At 69.4% G+C, this 18,932-nt stretch carries 19 protein-coding genes; 4 read left to right on the forward strand and 15 right to left on the reverse strand.

All coding sequences use genetic code 11. The features are described 5' to 3' along the window. Positions 1–3 precede the first annotated feature (3 nt). Positions 4–693: an MBL fold metallo-hydrolase gene (locus ABD785_RS14075; RefSeq protein WP_344827582.1), complete on the reverse strand. Its 690-nt coding sequence runs from the start codon at positions 691–693 to the stop codon at positions 4–6. A 197-nt stretch (positions 694–890) separates the two neighbouring features. Between ABD785_RS14075 and ABD785_RS14080 the strand changes: the two genes are divergently transcribed. The 4 genes from ABD785_RS14080 to ABD785_RS14095 all read left to right on the forward strand — a co-directional run bounded on the left by ABD785_RS14080 (position 891) and on the right by ABD785_RS14095 (position 5,012). Next, a complete protein-coding gene (locus ABD785_RS14080; protein WP_344827585.1) occupies positions 891–1,715 on the forward strand; it encodes a peptidylprolyl isomerase in 825 nt (274 codons plus the stop codon). 59 nt (positions 1,716–1,774) lie between these two features. Next, on the forward strand, positions 1,775–3,028 hold the full coding sequence (locus tag ABD785_RS14085; protein WP_344827589.1) for a DUF349 domain-containing protein: 1,254 nt from the start codon (positions 1,775–1,777) through the stop codon (positions 3,026–3,028). A gap of 176 nt (positions 3,029–3,204) precedes the next feature. Then, the gene (locus ABD785_RS14090; RefSeq protein WP_344827593.1) at positions 3,205–4,356 is read left to right on the forward strand and encodes a sensor histidine kinase; all 1,152 of its coding nucleotides are present in this window, start codon (positions 3,205–3,207) and stop codon (positions 4,354–4,356) included. After that, positions 4,353–5,012: a response regulator gene (locus tag ABD785_RS14095; protein ID WP_344827597.1), complete on the forward strand. Its 660-nt coding sequence runs from the start codon at positions 4,353–4,355 to the stop codon at positions 5,010–5,012. The genes ABD785_RS14090 and ABD785_RS14095 overlap by 4 nt, the downstream gene beginning before the upstream one ends. Before the next feature lie 3 nt (positions 5,013–5,015). On the opposite strand, the gene ABD785_RS14100 is transcribed toward ABD785_RS14095, so the two are convergent. The 14 genes from ABD785_RS14100 to ABD785_RS14165 form a co-directional block, all read right to left on the reverse strand. After that, a complete protein-coding gene (locus ABD785_RS14100) occupies positions 5,016–5,675 on the reverse strand; it encodes a hypothetical protein (RefSeq protein ID WP_344827600.1) in 660 nt (219 codons plus the stop codon). 68 nt (positions 5,676–5,743) lie between these two features. Further along, positions 5,744–7,921: a RelA/SpoT family protein gene (locus ABD785_RS14105; RefSeq protein WP_425547766.1), complete on the reverse strand. Its 2,178-nt coding sequence runs from the start codon at positions 7,919–7,921 to the stop codon at positions 5,744–5,746. 387 nt (positions 7,922–8,308) lie between these two features. Beyond that, on the reverse strand, positions 8,309–8,830 hold the full coding sequence (locus ABD785_RS14110; protein ID WP_344827603.1) for an adenine phosphoribosyltransferase: 522 nt from the start codon (positions 8,828–8,830) through the stop codon (positions 8,309–8,311). A 65-nt stretch (positions 8,831–8,895) separates the two neighbouring features. Continuing rightward, positions 8,896–10,011 (reverse strand): protein translocase subunit SecF, encoded by a 1,116-nt coding sequence (secF, locus tag ABD785_RS14115; RefSeq protein ID WP_344827605.1) that lies wholly within the window; start codon positions 10,009–10,011, stop codon positions 8,896–8,898. Continuing rightward, positions 10,011–11,759 carry a protein translocase subunit SecD gene (secD, locus tag ABD785_RS14120; protein ID WP_344827608.1) on the reverse strand — a complete coding sequence of 583 codons (1,749 nt, stop codon included), beginning with the start codon at positions 11,757–11,759 and terminating at the stop codon, positions 10,011–10,013. Before secD ends, secF begins: the two co-directional genes overlap by 1 nt. Before the next feature lie 29 nt (positions 11,760–11,788). Continuing rightward, positions 11,789–12,214 carry a preprotein translocase subunit YajC gene (gene yajC / locus ABD785_RS14125; protein ID WP_344827612.1) on the reverse strand — a complete coding sequence of 142 codons (426 nt, stop codon included), beginning with the start codon at positions 12,212–12,214 and terminating at the stop codon, positions 11,789–11,791. Between the two features lie 134 nt (positions 12,215–12,348). After that, positions 12,349–13,404, reverse strand: coding sequence for a Holliday junction branch migration DNA helicase RuvB (gene ruvB, locus ABD785_RS14130; RefSeq protein ID WP_344827615.1), 1,056 nt, complete (start codon positions 13,402–13,404; stop codon positions 12,349–12,351). Further along, on the reverse strand, positions 13,401–14,009 hold the full coding sequence (gene ruvA, locus ABD785_RS14135) for a Holliday junction branch migration protein RuvA (protein ID WP_344827619.1): 609 nt from the start codon (positions 14,007–14,009) through the stop codon (positions 13,401–13,403). The genes ruvB and ruvA overlap by 4 nt, the downstream gene beginning before the upstream one ends. Then, positions 14,006–14,530: a crossover junction endodeoxyribonuclease RuvC gene (ruvC, locus tag ABD785_RS14140; protein ID WP_344827622.1), complete on the reverse strand. Its 525-nt coding sequence runs from the start codon at positions 14,528–14,530 to the stop codon at positions 14,006–14,008. The genes ruvA and ruvC overlap by 4 nt, the downstream gene beginning before the upstream one ends. Positions 14,531–14,624: 94 nt before the next feature. Then, positions 14,625–15,383, reverse strand: coding sequence for a YebC/PmpR family DNA-binding transcriptional regulator (locus ABD785_RS14145; RefSeq protein ID WP_344827625.1), 759 nt, complete (start codon positions 15,381–15,383; stop codon positions 14,625–14,627). A gap of 4 nt (positions 15,384–15,387) precedes the next feature. Then, complete coding sequence (pdxT, locus tag ABD785_RS14150) at positions 15,388–15,990, reverse strand: pyridoxal 5'-phosphate synthase glutaminase subunit PdxT (RefSeq protein WP_344827628.1); 603 nt, start codon at positions 15,988–15,990, stop codon at positions 15,388–15,390. A 70-nt stretch (positions 15,991–16,060) separates the two neighbouring features. Then, a complete protein-coding gene (locus tag ABD785_RS14155) occupies positions 16,061–16,672 on the reverse strand; it encodes a DUF6928 family protein (RefSeq protein ID WP_344827631.1) in 612 nt (203 codons plus the stop codon). Between the two features lie 145 nt (positions 16,673–16,817). After that, complete coding sequence (pdxS, locus tag ABD785_RS14160; protein ID WP_344827633.1) at positions 16,818–17,726, reverse strand: pyridoxal 5'-phosphate synthase lyase subunit PdxS; 909 nt, start codon at positions 17,724–17,726, stop codon at positions 16,818–16,820. Between the two features lie 125 nt (positions 17,727–17,851). Beyond that, positions 17,852–18,850 carry a DUF3048 domain-containing protein gene (locus ABD785_RS14165; RefSeq protein WP_344827636.1) on the reverse strand — a complete coding sequence of 333 codons (999 nt, stop codon included), beginning with the start codon at positions 18,848–18,850 and terminating at the stop codon, positions 17,852–17,854. Positions 18,851–18,932: the final 82 nt, after the last annotated feature.

Here is an 18,932-nt window from a genome sequence, read left to right on the forward strand (position 1 = left end):
GATCTAGAAGCCTTTTCTGGGGCCTTCGGCGGGCGCGAGATCCTGAAGGTAGGGATTGGTGACGCGCTCCCGGCCGATCGTGGTCTGGTTGCCGTGGCCCGGGAGGACGACGGTCTGGTCCGGGAGCGGCAGGCACACCCGTGCCAGGCTCTCCAGGATCGCCGCGTGGCTTCCCCCCGGGAGGTCGGTGCGTCCGATCGACCCCTCGAACAGCAGGTCACCCGAGAACATGATCTGGGTTTCCGTGTCGTAGGGGGTCCGGAAGGCCACCGACCCGGGTGTATGGCCCGGCGCGTGGTCGACGGTCAGCTCCAGGCCCGCGAGGCTCATGACCGCCCCGTCCGCCAGCTCCCTGACGTCGTCGGGCTCGCTGAGCTCCAGTCCGCCGAACAGCTGGGCGGAGGTGACGCCGAAGCCCTTGGCCGGGTCGCTGAGCAGGTCCCGGTCGTCGGGGTGGATCCAGGCGGGCACGCCGCGGGCGCCGCAGACGGGCGCGACCGACCACACGTGATCGAGATGGCCGTGCGTGAGGATCACCGCGACGGGCTTGAGCCTGTGCTCCCTCAGGATCTCGTCGACCCCGGCGGTGGCGTCCTGCCCGGGGTCGATGATCACGCACTCCTCGCCCGCGGCGGGCGCCACGACATAACAGTTCGTGGCGAACGATCCGGCGGGAAACCCGGCGATGAGCACTAGTCGCCTCTCTGTACGCCGCCCTTACACCGCAGCGGCTTGGATGCACGGAATGTAAACCCGAGCCTACCGGCGCGCCCTGCCTCCCCGCGAACGACATAAGCCGTGTTCGCCGTGGACCGGTCCGCTATGACCGGGTAGAGGCGGCAGGCGGCTCGGACCGATACGATGCCCAGCACCTGATCAACAGTGCGTGCGTGGGCCGGGAAGAAGAGGAGGCCGCCGGGGTGGCTGGCAAGGACCGCAACAAGCAGTTGGCGCGTGAGCGTTTCGAGCGTCAGCAGGCGCGGCGTCAGGCCGAGGAGGCCAAGGCCAAGCGCCAGAGGATGATCGGTTCGGTCGCCGCGGCGGTCGTCGTGATCGGCGCGGGAGCGGCGGCCTTCGCCCTCACCCGGGGTGACGACGACGACAAGACCACCGTCTCGCCGTCGGCCTCGACGACCCCCTCCGAAAGCGCCAAGCCGGTCGCGGCGGGCGAGTGCGCCTTCACTCCCGACGGCAAGGCCGCCAAGGACGTGGGCCTCCCGGCCGCGAAGCCCACCGCCAAGGGCGACGTCCAGGCGACGCTCAAGATGAACATCGGCGACGTCAAGGTCGAGCTGGACGGCAAGAACGCGCCCTGCACCGTCAGCTCCTTCCAGTACCTGGCCGGCAAGGGCTACTTCGACAAGACCAAGTGCCACCGGATGACGCCGAACGTGCTCCAGTGCGGCGACCCGTCCGCGACCGGATCCGGCGGCCCGGGTTACAAGTTCGCCAACGAGAACACCAAGGACGCCAAATACAAGAAGGGCGTCCTGGCCATGGCGAACTCGGGGGCCGACACCAACGGCAGCCAGTTCTTCATCGTCTACAAGGATTGGGACGATCTTCCTGCCGACTACACCGTCTTCGGTAAGGTCACAGGGGGAATGGACAAGATCGAGGCCGTGGCGGCCAAGGGCATCGAGCCCGCCGACGCCACCGGAAACACGGCCCCGAAGCAGAAGGTTGAAATCAACAGCGTCACGATCGCGAAATAAGAGCGGTCGGGAGCGCTAGTGTTTGGTAGGCCCGGTCACAACGGAATTGATTCCGGGCCATGACGCAGGAGGCAAGGGTGTCCAGCGCCACAGATCCGTGGGGCCGTGTCGACGAAGAGGGCACGGTCTATGTGAAGACCGCGGACGGCGAAAGGGTCGTCGGGTCCTGGCAGGCCGGCGCGCCTGAGGAGGCCCTTGCCTACTTCAAGCGCAAGTTCGACTCGCTCGCCACCGAGATCGGCCTGCTCGAGCAGCGCCTCAAGACGACCGACCTCGCCCCCGCCCAGGCGGCCAGCAGCATCGAGCGCCTGCGCGAGTCCGTCGTCGACGCCCATGCCGTGGGCGACCTCGACGGCCTCGTCAAGCGCCTCGACGCGCTGACCGAGCTGTCGGGCAAGAAGCGCGAGGAGCTGAAGGTCCAGCGCGACGCGGCGCGGGGCGCGGCCAAGGAGGTCAAGGAGCGCATCGTCGCCGAGGCCGAGCGGATCGCCACCGAGGAGACCCACTGGAAGAACGGCGGCGAACGCCTCCGCCAGCTGGTCGAGGAGTGGAAGGCCGCCGAGCGGATCGACCGCGCCACCGAGACCGTCCTGTGGAAGCGGCTGTCGACGGCCCGCAACGCCTTCACCAAGCGGCGCAAGGCCTACTTCTCCAGCCTCGAGGACCAGCGGTCCTCGGCGCAGGGCGAGAAGGAGGCCCTGGTCGCCGAGGCCGAGGCGATCGCGAACTCCACCCAGTGGAACGACACCGCGGCGGCCTACCGCGAGCTGATGCGCCGCTGGAAGAACGCCGGACGCGCCTCCCGCGAGGCCGAGGAGGAGCTCTGGGGCCGGTTCAAGACCGCCCAGGACACCTTCTTCAACGCCCGCAAGGCGGCCTTCGACGAGCGCGACGCCGAGTTCGCGGGCAACGCCGAGATCAAGGAGAAGCTCCTGGTCGAGGCCGAGCGGATCCTGCCGGTCGGCAACGTCCGCCAGGCCCGCCAGTCGCTCCGGGTGATCCAGCAGAAGTGGGACGAGGCCGGAATGGTCCCCCGCGACTCCAAGGAACGTCTGGAAGGCCGGCTCCGCAAGATCGAGGACGCCGTCCGGCAGGCCGAGGAGTCGGAGTGGCGCCGCTCCAACCCCGAGGCCAAGGCCCGGGCCGAGGGCACGGTAGCCCAGCTCCGTACCGCGATCGAGAAGCTCGAGGGCGAGCTCGGCAAGGCCCAGGCCGCCGGTAACGCCCGCAAGATCAAGGACGCGGAGGACGGCCTGACCGCCCGCCGCGCCTGGCTCGAAGAGGCCGAGCGCACCCTCGCCGAGTTCAGCTAGACCTGATTGAGGAAAGGGGCCCGGTCGCCGACCGGGCCCCTTTTCTCATCTCCCCTACCCCGCCCCCTCCCTTCCCCCGGAGAAAGGGTCCTAATCCCCTGAGCGCTCAGGGATGGTCCACGGGAGTACGCCCGCGGGCCGATGCCCGGTTTCGGCCGCCGCACTACGATCGTCGCGTGGAAAGCACACCGTCCTCCCCGGCAGGCGTCGCGCGCGGTATCCGGGTCTCCGGCTGGATCGGGGCCCTCCTGTTCCCCTTCCTGCTGGCTCTGCCCGCGGTGAGCCTCCCGCGCGCCGCGCCGAGCACCTACGGCGTCGTCGTGACGACGCTCGCCATGATCATGCTCGCGGGCCTGCTCCGCCGCCTGCCGCTCACCGGCATCACCCTGATGATCACCGGAACGGCGGTCGCAGCGGCCCTGGTCGGCTCGCAGCACGCCGACCAGATGGTCCCGCTGGTAGCCGCCGACATCGCCCTCGGGTACGTCGTGGCCGTCCACAGAGCCCGCACGGCCGGTGCCGCGGTCGTCCTCTCCCTCTTCGGCCAGCTCGCCGTCATCGCGGGCCTCACCACCGGCTCGAGCGTGCCGGGCACCGCGCAGATCGCGCTGATGCTGATGATCATCGCCTGCGTCGCCGGGCTGTTCCAGCGGCAGCGGCGCCTGCACGCCGCGACGCTGCGCTCCCAGGAGGTCGTCGAGGCGATCACGGCCGAGCGGCTGCGGATCGCCAGGGAGCTGCACGACATGGTGGCGCACAGCATCGGGGTGATCGCCATCCAGGCGGGGGTCGGCTGGCGGGTCATGAACACCCAGCCGGAGGAGGCCCGCAAGGCCTTCCAGGCCATCGAGACGACCAGCAGGGAGACCCTGGCGGGCCTGCGGCGCACCCTCGGCACCCTGCGCCAGGACGACCCGTCCTCGGCGCCCATGGAGCCCGCACCCGGCCTGGCCGACCTCGGGAAGCTGGTGGCCAAGACCGGTGACGCGGGCGTCCGGGTCGACCTCCGTGTCCTCGGCGAGCCCGCGCCGCTGCCCCCCGACCTCGATCTGGCCGCCTACCGGATCGTCCAGGAGGCGGTCACCAACGTGGTGCGGCACGCCGGCACCGGCTCCTGCGTCGTCACGGTCGGCCACCGGGCGGACGACCTCGTCCTGGAGATCACCGATCAGGGGTCGGGCGGCTCCGCGGACGGCTCCGGATACGGCATCGTCGGGATGCGGGAGCGCGTCGGCCTCCTGCACGGCGACTTCACCGCCGGTCCCCTGCCCGGCGGCGGCTTCCGCGTCACCGCCCGGGTGCCCCTCCCCCAGGCGGCCCTGCGATGATCCGCGTCCTGCTCACCGACGACCAGCCGCTGATCCGCACCGGCCTGCGGGTGCTGATCTCCGACACCCCCGGCATCGAGGTCGCCGGGGAGGCCTCCAACGGCCACGAGGCCGTCGCCCTCGCCCGGGAACTGCGCCCCGACGTCGCCGTCATGGACATCCGGATGCCCGGCATGGACGGCATCGAGGCCGCCCGCCTGATCACCACCGACCCCGGCCTGCCCACCCGGGTCCTGGTCCTGACCACCTTCGACGACGACGACTACGTCTACGGCGCCCTCAGGGCAGGAGCGAGCGGTTTCCTGGTCAAGGACATGGCCCTGGAGTCCATCCTCGACGCCATCCGCGTGATCTCCAGCGGCGACGCCCTCATCGCCCCCAGCGTCACCCGGCGCCTGATCGAGGAGTTCGCCGGGAGGCCCGACCCCAAGAAGGCTGCGCCGGTGGCCACCGGTTCCGTCACCGACCGGGAACTCGAGGTCCTCACCCTCGTCGGGCAGGGTCTCGCCAACGCCGAGATCGCCGAGACCCTGCACATCTCCGTCGCCACGGCCAAGGCCCACGTCGCCCGGCTGTTCACCAAGCTCGACGCCCGCGACCGCGTCCATCTTGTGATCATCGCCTACAACCTGGGCCTGGTGACGCCCTCCCGCTGAGGCTCAGGTACGGGCCACCGGGCAGCCGCCGGTGAGCTTGCCGAGGAAGGAGTTGGGGTCGTAGTAGTGCTCGACCTCGACCAGCTTCAGCTCGTCGCTCACCTTGGCGACGCTGACCCCGAACATCTCGACCGTCTCACCCGTCGGCTCGAAGCCCTGGTAGGAGCCGGTGAAAGCACCCCAGTGCCGCCACTTGAAGGTCACGACCGGCGGAGGCGACAGAACCTCGAGGACCTCCCAGTAGAAGCCCGTGGGAAAGGCGTTGAGGAAGACGTGGTGGGAGGACTCGAAGGTCTCCCTGCCGCTGGGGTAGAACGGGCTGTCCCCGATGAGGATGTTGTAGCTGCCGATGTCGGCGATCGCCGCGGCGTCCGCCCACGGGCCGCCGTTGACATTGGTGCGGAAACGCTCGGTGACCATCGACACCCAGGTCGCCGGGTCCTTCTTGTGCGAGACCTCCATCTCGAAGACCTGCACGATGCTCTCGACGATCGCCTCCAGCGATCCGGCCTCGAACCGGTGGGTCCGCTGGAGCGGCATGAGCTCATGGGACAGGTGGTAGTCGGGGACGCCGTCACGCCAGTCCTGTGCCGCGGCGGCCTCCACGACGGCCGTCCGGCCCTGGAGCCACAGGGGTACCTCTGAAGATGCTGTCTCGGTCATGAAAAAGATCTTGCTGAGCCCTTGTTACACCGGCAAGGCCCCGGCTTGACCAAGATCGGCCAGTTCTGTCAGCCCGTACCGTTGTTCACGCGGTAGACGTCGTAGACGCCGTCGATGGTGCGGACGGCCTTGAGCACGTGGCCGAGATGCTTGGGATCGCCCATCTCGAAGGTGAACCTGCTGGTGGCGACGCGGTCACGGGTGGTGGCCACGGTCGCCGACAGGATGTTCACGTGGTGGTCGGACAGCACCCGGGTGACGTCCGAGAGGAGCCTCGGACGGTCGAGCGCCTCGACCTGGATGGCCACGAGGAAGACCGAGTCCTCGCCCGGCGACCACTTGACGTCGATGAGGCGGTCGGGCTGGGTCTTGAGCTGCTCGACGTTCACGCAGTTCGTGCGGTGGACCGAGACTCCCGAGCCGCGCGTCACGAAGCCGACGATGTCGTCGCCCGGCACCGGGGTGCAGCAGCGCGACAGGCGCACCCAGACGTCGGAGTCGCCCGCCACGACCACGCCGGGGTCCCCCACCGGCCCGGCGCGCCGGGCGCGGCGCTTGGTGGGGATGGCGAGCTCGGCGATGTCCTCTTCGGCGCTCTCCACCCCGCCCAGTGCCTGGACGAGCTTCTGCACCACGGACTGCGCCGCGATGTGCCCCTCGCCGACGGCCGCGTAGAGGCTGGAGACGTCGGGGTAGCGCAGGTCGCGGGCCAGGGCCAGTAGCGCCTCGCCCGACATCATGCGCTGGAGCGGCAGGTTCTGCTTGCGCATCGCGCGGGCGATCGAGTCCTTGCCGGACTCGATGGCCGTGTCACGGCGCTCCTTGGAGAACCAGTGGCGGATCTTGTTCCGGGCCCGGGCGGACTTCACGTAGCCGAGCCAGTCGCGGGAGGGACCCGCGTCCTGGGCCTTCGAGGTGAAGATCTCGATGGAGTCGCCGTTGTCGAGGGTCGACTCCAGCGGCACCAGCCGCCCGTTGACCCGGGCGCCGATCGTGCGGTGGCCGACCTCGGTGTGGATGGCGTAGGCGAAGTCGACGGGCGTGGCGCCCTGCGGCAGCGCCATGACGTCGCCCTTGGGCGTGAAGACGAAGACCTCGCTGACCGACAGGTCGAAGCGCAGCGACTCCAGGAACTCGGCCGGGTCGGCGGTCTCCTTCTGCCAGTCGAGCAGCTGGCGCAGCCACTGCATGTCGGCCGCCTTCCGGCCGCCGACGGTCTCCTCCTTGTACTTCCAGTGGGCCGCGACGCCGTACTCGGCCCTGCGGTGCATGCCCCAGGTCCTGATCTGGAGTTCGACCGGCTTGCCCTCGGGACCGATCACCGTGGTGTGCAGCGACTGGTACATGTTGAACTTGGGCATCGCGATGTAGTCCTTGAACCGTCCGGGGACGGGGTTCCACCGCGCGTGGATCGAGCCGAGGGCCGCGTAGCAGTCGCGGACGCTGTCGACCAGGACCCGGATGCCCACCAGGTCGTAGATGTCGTCGAACGAGCAGTCCCGCGCGATCATCTTCTGGTAGATGGAGTAGTAGTGCTTGGGCCGGCCGGTGACGGTGGCCTTGATCCGGGCCTCGCGCAGGTCGCCCGAGACGTTCTCGATGACCTCCTGGAGGAACACGTCGCGGCGGGGCGCGCGTTCGGAGACCAGCCGGGCGATCTCGTCGAAGCGCTTGGGGAACAGGGTGGCGAACGCCAGGTCCTCCAGCTCCCACTTGAGCGTGTTCATGCCCAGCCGGTGCGCCAGCGGGGCGAAGATCTCCAGGGTCTCCCTGGCCTTCTTCTCCTGCTTGTGCCGCGGCATGTAGCGCAGGGTGCGCATGTTGTGGAGACGGTCGGCGAGCTTGATCACCAGGACGCGGATGTCGCGGGCCATCGCCACGACCATCTTGCGGACCGTCTCGGCCTCGGCGGCCTCGCCGTACTTGACCTTGTCCAGCTTGGTGACGCCGTCGACCAGCGCGGCGATCTCGTCGCCGAAGTCGCCCCGCAGCTCCTCCAGCGTGTAGGAGGTGTCCTCGACGGTGTCGTGCAGCAGCGCGGCGCACAGGGTCTCGGTGGCCATGCCCAGCTCGGCCAGGATGGTCGTGACGGCCAGCGGGTGGGTGATGTAGGGGTCGCCGGACTTGCGCTTCTGGTCGCGGTGGTAGTGCGCCGCGACGTCGTAAGCCCGCTCGATCAGCCGCACGTCAGCCTTGGGATGCGTGTTGCGGACCGTCTTGATCAGTGGTTCGAGCACCGGGTTCATAGTGGGTCCACGCTGGGCGCCCAGCCGAGCCAGCCGTCGGCGCACGCGTGCCGCGGACGGAGGAATCGAGGACGGCGCCGCCCCCGACGACGCAGCCGGACGCGGCGCGGCCGGCTCGGGATCGCCCACTGGTGCCTCGGCTCCGGCCACCGGTTGCGCGGTGGCGGCCCGCGGGGTCTCCTGGCGAGCGGGGCTTTCCGGACGCACTGGGCGCGCGGGCGGAACGGGAGTCTCCTCCACGTCCGAACCCGTCTGCGCCTCGACTACTTCCGTGTCGGTCGCCGCGATCTCACCGGGCACCCAGCCTCCTCGTTGCCGGAACGATTCCCTGGTAAAGGCCCAGTGTATCGGGATACCCCTGCGGGATGTCCGGATACCCCGCCTGGGTCAGACCGTAACGAGGGATTCGATCGGAAGATCCTTCAGCCGGTCACGACCGTTCAGGAAGCTCAGCTCCATCAGCACGCTCAGACCGGCAACCTCGGCGCCCGCCCTCCGCACCAGCGACACGGCCGCCTCCGCGGTGCCCCCGGTCGCCAGCACGTCGTCGACGATCAGGACCCTCTCCCCCGGCGCGAAGGCGTCGCGGTGGACCTCGATCGTGGCGGTGCCGTATTCCAGATCATAGGTGGCGGCGAAGGTCTCTGACGGGAGCTTTCCGGATTTCCGGACGGGAACGAACCCGGCGCCGAGTGCCAGGGCCACCGGGGTGGCGAAAATGAACCCACGGGCCTCGAGCCCCACCACCTTGTCGATCCTGCCGTGGGCGTGGTCCGCGATCGCCGCGACCACGGCCCTGAAGCCGTCGTGGTCGGCCAGCAGCGGGGTGATGTCCTTGAACATCACGCCCGGCTTCGGGTAGTCGGGCACGTCCCGGACGAGCTCGTTGATCAGCTGCTGTAGTGACATCCGTCTCTCCTCGCAAAGAAGAAGGTGTGCATGATCACTGATCATGCACACCTTCCGGGTTCGTCCTAGGGGCGCCGGGTGCTCCGGGGCCCCTTCTTGGGCTGGTTGCGCGGCCCCGTCTGGACGACCTTGGTGATCGTGGGAGCGTCGCCCGCGGGCTCTCCCCCGGCCTCCGCGTCGCCCTCGGCACCGACCTCGGCGCCGACCTTGGCCTGGCGCTTCGGGCTCTTGTCGCGCAGCGCGATGTTGGCCCGGAGCTGCTTGTACATCGGCTCGCGCTCCTTGAGCTGGACGAGCAGCGGCGTCGCCACGCAGATCGAGGAGTAGGTACCGACGATCATGCCGACGAACAGCGCCAGCGACAGGTCCTTCAGGGTGCCGGCACCCAGGAAGATCGTGCCGATGAAGAGGATCGAGGCCACCGGCAGGATCGCGACCAGCGAGGTGTTCAGCGAACGCACCAGGGTGCTGCTGAGCGCCTGGTTGGCGGCGTCGCTGTAGGTGATCTTCGACTTCTCGTTGAGCGGCTTCGTGACTTCCTTGATCATGTCGAACACGACGACCGCGTCGTAGAGCGAGTAACCGAGGATCGTCAGGAAGCCCAGCAGGGTCGCGGGGGTGACCTCGAAGCCGGACCAGGCGTAGATGCCCGCGGTGATGATCAGGTCGTGGAACAGCGCGACGATCGCCGCCAGCGCCATCCGCCACTCGAACACCACCGACAGGTAGGCGATGATCAAGATCATGAAGACGATCAGCGCCTGCCAGGCCTTCTTGGTGACGTCGTCGCCCCAGGAGGAACCGACCGACTGGCTGCTGACGTCGCCCTGCGGGACGTTCAGCTCCTCGGAGACGTTCTGCCGGACCTTGACGACCTCGGCGTTGGTCAGCGGGCCCGTGGTGACGCGCCAGTTGCTGCCCGTCTTCTGGACCTTCGGCTCCGAGTTCGCGGGGAGCTCGGCCTCGACGGCCTCGCGCACCTCGGTGATCGAGGCCTCGGACTTGATCGTGAAGACGTTGCCGCCGGTGAACTCCACGCCCGGGTTGAAGCCCCGGACCAGCAGCCCGACGAGGGAGAAGAGGATCAGCAGGCCGGAGATCGTGTACCAGAGCTTCGGCCGGCCGACGATGTCGGCCGAGAGTTCGCCCTTGACGAACCGCTGCAGAATTCCCTTGGACATCAGGCCTCCTGGCGCTTCAGACGGGCGACCGGGGTCGGCTTGCTGAGCCGGTGGGAGTCGAGGCCGGAGAGCTTGTGGCCCTTGGCGAAGAAGTCCCGGCGGGCCAGCAGCGCGACCAGCGGCTTGGTGAAGAAGAACACCACGACGACGTCGATCAGCGTGGTGAGGCCCATCGCGAACGCGAAGCCCTTGATCCCGCCGACGGCGAGGAAGTAGAGGACCAGCGCAGCGATGAAGGTGACCGCGTCGGCCACGATGATCGTGCGCCGCGCGCGGTTCCAGGCGACCTCGACCGACGGGCGCAGGGCGCGTCCGAGGCGGAGCTCGTCACGGAGCCGTTCGAAGTACACGATGAACGAGTCCGCCGTGATGCCGATCGAGACGATCAGGCCGATGATGTGCGGCAGCGAGAGCCGGAACCCCATGTTCTCGCCGAGGATGACCACCGAGATGTAGGTGATCGCCGAGGCCACGATCAGCGAGAGGACCGCGACCACGCCCAGCGCCCGGTAGTAGAACAGGCAGTACAGGACGACCAGGCCGAGGCCGATCGCACCGGCGATGAGACCGCCGCGGAGCTGGTCGGCGCCCAGCGAGGACGAGATGTTCTCGATGTTCTGGCCCGAGTCGGGGAACTTCAGCGGCAGCGAGCCGTACTTCAGCGACTGGGCGAGGCCCTTGGCGTACTCCTCGTTGAAGTCGGTGCCGCCGTTGATGCTGGCGGTGCCGCCGAGGATGGGGCCGCTCTGGATCGCGGGGGCCGAGACGACGCGGCCGTCCAGGACGATCGCGATGCGGGCCTCGGGGTCGTTCGGGTTGGCCGTGTAGGCCGCGTCCGCGAGCTTGGTCAGATCGCCGAACTGGTCGGCGCCCTTGCTCTTGAACTTGAGCGCGACCTCCCAGCCGGGCTGGTTGTTCTGGACGTTCGGCGCCTGGGCGTTGGCGTCGGAGATCTCGGTGCCGAGGACCTTGACCGGGCCGAGGATGTACTTCTCCTGGCCGTCGGGGTCACAGGCGACCACGAACTGCTTGGTCGGGTCGTCCGCGCCCTCGACCTGGGTTCCGGGCGGGCCCGCCTCGCAGTTCGTCTTCTCGAACTGGGCGATGACCGCCTTGTCGGTGACCTTGGAGTAGTCCGCGCCGAGGGCCGACGGGTCGATCTCCGGGGTGGTCGTGGTCGTCGGGGCGGGGGTGGTGCTCTTGGACGTCGTCGGCGTGGGCGTCGGGGCGGCGAACGCCTTCGACAGGGCCCGGTTCTTCGACGACTCGGTCACGTTGGGCTTGACCGACTTGGTCGGCTTCGGCGTCGCGGTGCCGGTCGCCGTCGGCGAGGCGGTCGGGGCGACCGTCGCGGTGCCCGCGCCCGCCGCGGAGACCAGGACCTGGCGGAACTGCATCTGCGCGGCCGCGCTCACCAGCGAGACGATCCGGCCGGAGTCCTCCTTGTTCCCGGGGACCGAGACGACGATGACGTTGTCGCCCTCCTTGTGGATGTCGACGTCCGCGAGCCCGCTGCCGTCCACACGGTCACGGATGATCTTGATCGCCTGGTCCATCTGGGCGGCGGGAGCCTTCTTACCGGATTCCGTCTCGGCCGTCATCGTGACGGACGTGCCACCGGCCAGGTCGAGGCCGAGCTTCGGGGTCGGATGCCCCTGGGCGAACATCACGACGGTCAGCACGGCCATCACACCGAAGAGGGTGAGCAGCGTGCGCGCCGGATTGGGGATGTTTCTGTTAGGCGCCACTGGTCGTCAATTCTTCCGTAGGGGGCCCGTCAGGCCTTGTCGGCGGTCTTCTCGGACTTGCCGAAGTCGACGCCGGCCGCCTCCGGGGTCTCCTCGTCCTCGACGGCCTTGGTCTCCACGGCGTTGGGCTCGGCCTCGTCAACGGCCTCGTCGTCGGAGTCCACGAGCTCGACGTCCTCGACGACCTTCATGACCGCCTGGGCCAGGATGCGGATCTCGACGCCCTCGGCGATCTCCAGGAGCAGGTCGCCCTCGTCGTTGTCGAGGACGGTGCCGTAGATGCCGCCCGCGGTGACGATCCGCGTTCCCGGCGCGAGGGCCGACTGCATCTTCTGCTGGTCCTGCTGCCGCTTCTTCTGCGGGCGGATCAGGAAGAAGTAGAAGGCCACCGCGATGAGGATCAGCGGGAGGAAGGAGACGAGCGCGTTGCCCTGGGACTCGGCTGCGAGAATCATGACGTCCTGGTTTCTTGATCGATACGGCCCGGTGCCGGACCCGGAGTTTAGAGAGTGCGAGGCGCACCGGCAACGACGTGACGATTCAGCGCGCCACAGAGTTCCCGCGTCGCCGGAACCGTCGATCCGCCAGGCTAGTCCGTGTCGGGCGTCACGTCGAACAGCGTGCCGCCCGCGGGGCCCGGGACCTGCGGCGGAGCAAGACCCAGGTGGGTCCAGGCGGCGGGCGTGGCGATGCGCCCCCGGGGAGTGCGCGCGAGCAGTCCCTGACGGACCAGGAAGGGCTCCGCGACGACCTCGACGGTCTCCGGCTCCTCCCCCACCGACACCGCGAGGGTCGACAGGCCGACCGGGCCGCCGCCGAACTTGGTCAGCAGAGCGCGCAGGACGGCCAGGTCGAGACGGTCGAGGCCGCTCTCGTCGACCTCGTAGAGATCGAGGGCGCTGCGGGCGAGGTCGAGGGTGACGTAGCCGTCGGCGCGGACCTCGGCGAAGTCGCGGACGCGGCGGAGCAGCCGGTTGGCGATGCGGGGCGTGCCGCGGGAGCGGAAGGCGACCTCGGCCGCGGCCCGGTCGTCGATCCGCACGCCTAGGAGCCCGGCCGACCGCCGCACGATGATCTCGAGCTCGGCGGGATCGTAGAAGTCCATGTGGGCGACGAAGCCGAACCGGTCGCGCAGCGGTCCCGGCAGCATTCCGGCGCGGGTGGTGGCCCCGACCAGGGTGAACGGGGCGATGTCGAGGGGGATGGCGGTGGCGCCCGGGCCCTTGCCCACCACGACGTCCACCCGGAAGTCCTCCATCGCGAGGTAGAGCATCTCCTCGGCGGGGCGGGCCATCCGGTGGATCTCGTCGAGGAAGAGGACCTCGCCCTCCGACAGGGTCGAAAGGACGGCGGCGAGATCGCCCGCGCGCTCGATGGCCGGGCCGCTGGTGATCCGCAGCGGCCGGCCCAGCTCGGCGGCGATGATCATGGCCAGGGTGGTCTTGCCCAGGCCGGGACCGCCGGACAGCAGCACGTGGTCGGGGGTGCGCCCGCGCCGCAGCGCGCTGTGCAGGACCAGCGAGAGCTGCTCGCGCACCCGTTCCTGGCCGATGAAGTCGTCGAGCTTCTTCGGGCGCAGCGCGGCGTCGATCGCCTGGTCGTCGATGTACTGCTCGCCCGACACCAGGCGCTCCTCCTCGCTCACGGGCGGCTCAGCTTACGCAGCGCCGACTTGAGCAGCTCGGGGATCGAGGGGACTTCCTCGCCGGTGAGCTCGTCGGCCACGGCGGCGACGGCCGCCTCGGCCTCGCGGGCGGGCCAGCCGAGGCTCTGCAGGCCCGCCTGGACCTGCTCGCGCCACGGCTGGACGCGCTGGCGCGGCACCGGAAGATCGTCGGCACCGCCCACCGGCAGGCCCAGCTTGTCCTTGAGCTCGAGAATGATCTTCTGGGCGCCCTTGGGGCCGATGCCCGACACCAGGGTGAGCGCCTTGGCGTCACCGGTGGCCACGGCGCGCCGCAGAGCGTTCGGGGAGTGCGTGGCGACCATCGCCAGGGCGACCTTGGGGCCGACGCCGCTGGCCGTCTGGACCAGCTCGAACATCACCCGCTCGTCGTCGGTGGCGAAGCCGTAGAGCGTCATGGAGTCCTCGCGGACGACCAGTGAGGTCGCCAGGCGGGCGTCCTCTCCGACCTTGAGCCCGGCGAGGGTGTTCGGGGCGCAGTGCAGTGCCAGCCCGACCCCTCCGACCTCCACGACGGCCTGGTCGGTGCCGGCCGAGTCGACCCGGCCCCTGACGAAGGCGATCATCTGCCACCCCTCCGGTAGAGCTGCTGTGCGGCCGCGAGCCGGGAGACGGCCCCTCCGCGCCAAACGTGACAGATCGCGAGGGCGAGGGCGTCCGCGGCGTCGGCGGGCCTCGGCGCCTCCTTCAGCCGCAGGAGGCGGGTGACCATCATGGTCACCTGGGCCTTGTCGGCGCGGCCGCTTCCCGTGATCGCGGCCTTGGCCTCGCTCGGGGTGTGCAGCGCCACGGGCAGACCGCGCCGCGCCGCGCACAGCAGCGCGATCCCGGCCGCCTGCGCGGTGCCCATCACGGTCGAGACGTTGTGCTGGGCGAAGACGCGCTCCACGGCCACGGCCTCGGGCCGGAACCGGTCCAGGACGTCCTCGATCCCCCGCTCGATCCCGACGAGCCGCAGCGCGAGCTCCTCCTCGGCGGGGGTCCTGATCACCCCGACGTGCACGAGCGTGAGCGGCGACCCGGGAGTGCCGTCGACGACCCCGACGCCGCATCGGGTCAGGCCCGGGTCCACTCCCAGCACGCGCAAGGCCGCTCCCGATCCGATCTTCCGAACATCAGTTCGTGAAGACGATACCGCGCCGCACCACCCGCGGGGGTGCGCGGCGCGGTGGCGGACCTGGTTATTCGTCCTCTTCGAGCTCGGCGGCGACGGCCTCGCTCAGGTCGAAGTTCGCCCAGACGTTCTGGACGTCGTCGCTGTCCTCGAGGGCGTCGATCAGGCGGAAGATCTTGCGGGCGCCGTCGACGTCCAGCTCGATCTGCATGGTCGGCATGAAGGAGGACTCGGCCGACTCGTAGTCGATGCCGGCGTCCTGGATGGCCTTGCGGACCGGGAGCAGGTCGGTGGCCTCGGAGACGACCTCGAAGTTCTCCCCGAGGTCGTTGATCTCCTCGGCGCCCGCGTCGAGGGCGGCCATCATGACGTCGTCCTCGGTGGTGCCCGCCTTGGGGACCACGACGACGCCCTTGCGGTTGAACATGTAGGAGACCGAGCCGGGGTCGGCGAGCGAGCCGCCGTTGCGGGTCAGGGCGACCCGGACCTCGGACGCGGCGCGGTTGCGGTTGTCGGTGAGGCACTCGATGAGCACCGCGACGCCGTTCGGGCCGTAACCCTCGTACATGATCGTCTGCCAGTCGGCGCCGCCGGCCTCGAGGCCGCCGCCGCGCTTGCGGGCGCGCTCGATGTTGTCGTTGGGGACCGAGTTCTTCTTGGCCTTGTAGATGGCGTCGAAGAGGGTGGGGTTGGAGTCGGGGTCGGGGCCGCCGGTCCGCGCCGCGACCTCGATGTTCTTGATCAGCTTGGCGAAGAGCTTGCCCCGCTTGCTGTCCAGGGCCGCCTTCTTGTGCTTGGTCGTCGCCCATTTGGAATGCCCGGACATGCAGTTACTCCTCGTCCTTCGACTTACTAACAAGATCAACAAAATACCGGTGGACACCGTGGTCGCCGGTCAGCTCGGGGTGGTAGGCGGTCGCCATCAGGCGGCCCTGCCGGACCGCGACGATCCTACCGGCGGACTCGCCGCTCTCCACGCGTCCGAGGATTTCTACACCCTCACCGACCGATTCGACCCACGGCGCGCGGATGAAGACGGCCTCCAGGGGGGCGCCGTCGAACTCGATCGTGGACTCGTAGGAGTCGACCTGGCGGCCGAAGGCGTTACGGCGCACGACCATGTCGATGCCGCCGATCGTCTCCTGGCCGTCCATTCCGTCGACGATACGGTTCGCGAGCATGATCATGCCGGCGCAGGAACCGTAGGCGGGCATGCCGCCCTCGATCCGCTTGCGCAGCGGCTCCAGCAGGTCGAACGCGCGCATCAGCTTCCACATGGCGGTCGACTCGCCGCCCGGGATCACCAGAGCGTCGACCCGCTCCAGCTCCGATGCCCTGCGCACGGTGACGGTCCGCGCGCCGCAGGCCTCCAGCGCTCGGGCATGCTCGCGGACGTCGCCTTGCAGGGCGAGGACTCCGATGAGGACGGACACAGGTGAAGACCCTTCGGGAACGCGGACGGTGCTCAGTCTAGAACGCCGCGCGAGTCCCGTGATCTTCCCCCTATCCGAGGCGGAAGCGGCTCAGCGGCAGTTCCAGCGGGAGGAAGCCGTCCTCCCCGCGGTCGGCGAGATCCCGGCCGAACAGCTGCCGGGCCAGGTCCAGGCCGAACTGTTCCTGGTCGAACGGGAGCGGCACGTCGCCGGCCCCCGCGTCGATGGACTTCCAGTACGGCGCCTCGGCGTCCAGGCGTTCACCCTGGTCGACGACGACGCCGTCCTCGGCCGTCACGTAGACGTCCCGCTTCAGCTCCCCGCGGGAGTACCAGCGGAACCAGCACCCGGCGACCATGGTGTGGAGCACCAGGACCCCGCAGTCGGAGTCGGGCAGCGCCGAGGCGATCGAGTCGGCGACGTGCCTGGCCTCGTCGTCCAGGCAGAACAGCCTGCGGTCGCAGACCACGAGGGCGTCGGGATAGACCCCGATGAACATCTCGTCCTGGTAGGGCCAGAGCGCGAAGTCCAGCACCGTCGCGCCGGTCTCCTCGACCGCCGCGGTCGGATAGAGCCGCCTCGCCAGGTCCAGTGCCGCGTCCGCGTCCGGTTCGAGCCCGGGTCGGAAGATCCGCCCGGGCTCGCCACTGCTCGCGCACGCCAGCGCGACCGACCAACCCATAGCCCGTGTCCCTCCCGGCCGGGATTCCCACCCTGGTCCCGGCTTCGCCAGCGTAACTTTCGGGACCGCCCAGCGGGAGGGGAATCGACCGGGATCTACCGGGCGTTCGGGCATTTGTCAGGATCGGGTCAGGGTGAACCGGTGGTCACCAGCCGCGGCCGGCGAACTTGTCCGCCTCGGGCATGGTGCCGACGTTGATGCCGACCATGGCCTCGCCCAGGCCGCGGGAGACCTTGGCGATGACGTCGGGGTCGTCGAAGAAGGTCGTCGCCTTGACGATCGCCTCGGCCCGCTGGACGGGGTTGCCGGACTTGAAGATGCCGGAGCCGACGAAGACGCCCTCGGCGCCGAGCTGCATCATCATCGCGGCGTCGGCCGGGGTGGCGATGCCGCCCGCGGTGAACAGCACGACGGGGAGCTTGCCGGTCTTGGCGACCTCCTTGACCAGCTCGTACGGCGCCTGGAGCTCCTTGGCCGCGACGAAGAGCTCGTCCTCGGGCAGGGAGGACAGGCGGCGGATGTCGTCGCGGAGCCTGCGCATGTGGGTGGTGGCGTTGGAGACGTCGCCGGTGCCGGCCTCGCCCTTGGAGCGGATCATGGCCGCGCCCTCGGTGATGCGGCGCAGGGCCTCGCCGAGGTTGGTCGCACCGCAGACGAAGGGGACGGTGAAGGCCCACTTGTCGATGTGGTGGTCATAGTCGGCCGGGGTGAGGACCTCGGACTCGTCGATGTAGTCGACGCCGAGGGACTGCAGGACCTGGGCCTCGACGAAGTGGCCGATGCGGGCCTTGGCCATGACCGGGATCGACACCGCGGCGATGATGCCGTCGATCATGTCGGGGTCGGACATACGCGAGACGCCGCCCTCGACGCGGATGTCGGCGGGGACCCGCTCGAGCGCCATGACGGCGACGGCGCCCGCGTCTTCCGCGATCTTGGCCTGGTCGGGCGTGACCACGTCCATGATCACCCCGCCCTTCAGCATCTCGGCCATACCGCGCTTGACGCGGGCGGTGCCGACGGCGTTGTCAGGGGTAGGGGAAGGAGAAGTCACGGGTGTTTTCCTCACAGGACGACGGCTATGTCGTACTCCATGGTATTCCCTGCTCAGACCCGGCCTCGACCCGCCACTGTGTCAGGTTGCGTCAGGTTCCCTTTACGGTGTGGACATCCCTCGTCCTACGGGATGAAGGGCTTGCCGTCGTTGACGATCGCCACCCAGACCTGGCCGGGCGCGAAGGTCATCCGCTCCCCCGCCTTCGTCTTGAAGGTGGTGCCGTCCTCCTCGCGCGGGCGCGACCAGGTGCACTCCCAGGCCTTGCCGTCGCGCAGGACGACGGCCCTGCCCTTGCCGACGGTGTGCAGGTAGGGGGTGTAGGAGCCGAGGAAGTCGTGGAAGCGGGAGCGGGAGGTCCGCACGTACTGGATCACGACGGTCCGCCCGCCGAGCACCCCGCCCTCGACCGCGCCGTTCGGCTGGCCGTTGTGCGAGGTCAGCCAGCGCTTCTCCTTCGCCGACCAGGTGAAGGTGAGCTTCTCCGCGGGCCAGTGGGCGGTGAACCGCTTGAGCGGCTTGCCGCCGGAGGGGGCGGGGCCGAAACGGAAGCCGATGTCCTTGGGCCTGGACGCCCTGGGAGCCTGCTTCAGGAACCCCTTGACGTCGCCGAACAGGTTGTAGGGGGCCGACCGGCCGCCCGGCCGCCCGCCGGAGTAGCGGTAGTAGGCGCTGCCCCCGTTGTCCTGGGAGATGTCGTACAGCGGGGCCTTGCGGATCAGCGGCTTCATCTTGCTCTGCACGCCCGAGAAGGCCAGGGCGGGCTTCCCGAACTGGCGCAGGATGTGCAGGTCGGAGATGCGGGCGCTGCGGACCGGACCGATCCGCTTGGGGTAGTGCGAGGAGAAGATCGCCATGATCCGGGTCTCGCCGCCCTCGACCTGCTCGACGTAGACGATGTCGGCGGAGCGCAGGCCCTCCTGGGGGTGCGCGGGCCGGGTGTTGTCGATCTTCACCGCGAGGACCCGGTTCTTCATCCCGGTCTTGCCGCCGGTGAAGGGGTGGTAGTCCACGCCCGGCCGGGGCTGGGTGGGGGTGGGAGTCGGCGTGGGGCTGCTCCCCGCCGCGGCGGGCGCCTTCGGTTCCCCCTCGGGCTCGTCCGAGGAGCATCCCGCTGCTCCCACGGCCAGCCCGGCAAGGGTGAACGTGAACGTCCTCCGTGTAACGGCTTCCACCGATGAGGTCCCTTCGCCCTGACGCTAGATC

This window comes from Actinocorallia longicatena, assembly GCF_039534125.1.
Taxonomy (GTDB): domain Bacteria; phylum Actinomycetota; class Actinomycetes; order Streptosporangiales; family Streptosporangiaceae; genus Actinocorallia; species Actinocorallia longicatena.

What these genes read in the sequence shown, in the direction of transcription:
- ABD785_RS14085 (WP_344827589.1), top strand. Translation starts at nt 1,775, where the DNA reads ATGACGCAGGAGGCAAGGGTGTCCAGCGCCACAGATCCGTGGGGCCGT.
- ABD785_RS14095 (WP_344827597.1), top strand. Translation starts at nt 4,353, where the DNA reads ATGATCCGCGTCCTGCTCACCGACGACCAGCCGCTGATCCGCACCGGC.
- ABD785_RS14100 (WP_344827600.1), bottom strand. Translation starts at nt 5,675, where the DNA reads ATGACCGAGACAGCATCTTCAGAGGTACCCCTGTGGCTCCAGGGCCGG.
- ABD785_RS14105 (WP_425547766.1), bottom strand. Translation starts at nt 7,921, where the DNA reads ATGAACCCGGTGCTCGAACCACTGATCAAGACGGTCCGCAACACGCAT.
- ABD785_RS14110 (WP_344827603.1), bottom strand. Translation starts at nt 8,830, where the DNA reads ATGTCACTACAGCAGCTGATCAACGAGCTCGTCCGGGACGTGCCCGAC.
- secF (WP_344827605.1), bottom strand. Translation starts at nt 10,011, where the DNA reads ATGTCCAAGGGAATTCTGCAGCGGTTCGTCAAGGGCGAACTCTCGGCC.
- yajC (WP_344827612.1), bottom strand. Translation starts at nt 12,214, where the DNA reads ATGATTCTCGCAGCCGAGTCCCAGGGCAACGCGCTCGTCTCCTTCCTC.
- ruvA (WP_344827619.1), bottom strand. Translation starts at nt 14,009, where the DNA reads ATGATCGCCTTCGTCAGGGGCCGGGTCGACTCGGCCGGCACCGACCAG.
- ABD785_RS14145 (WP_344827625.1), bottom strand. Translation starts at nt 15,383, where the DNA reads ATGTCCGGGCATTCCAAATGGGCGACGACCAAGCACAAGAAGGCGGCC.
- ABD785_RS14155 (WP_344827631.1), bottom strand. Translation starts at nt 16,672, where the DNA reads ATGGGTTGGTCGGTCGCGCTGGCGTGCGCGAGCAGTGGCGAGCCCGGG.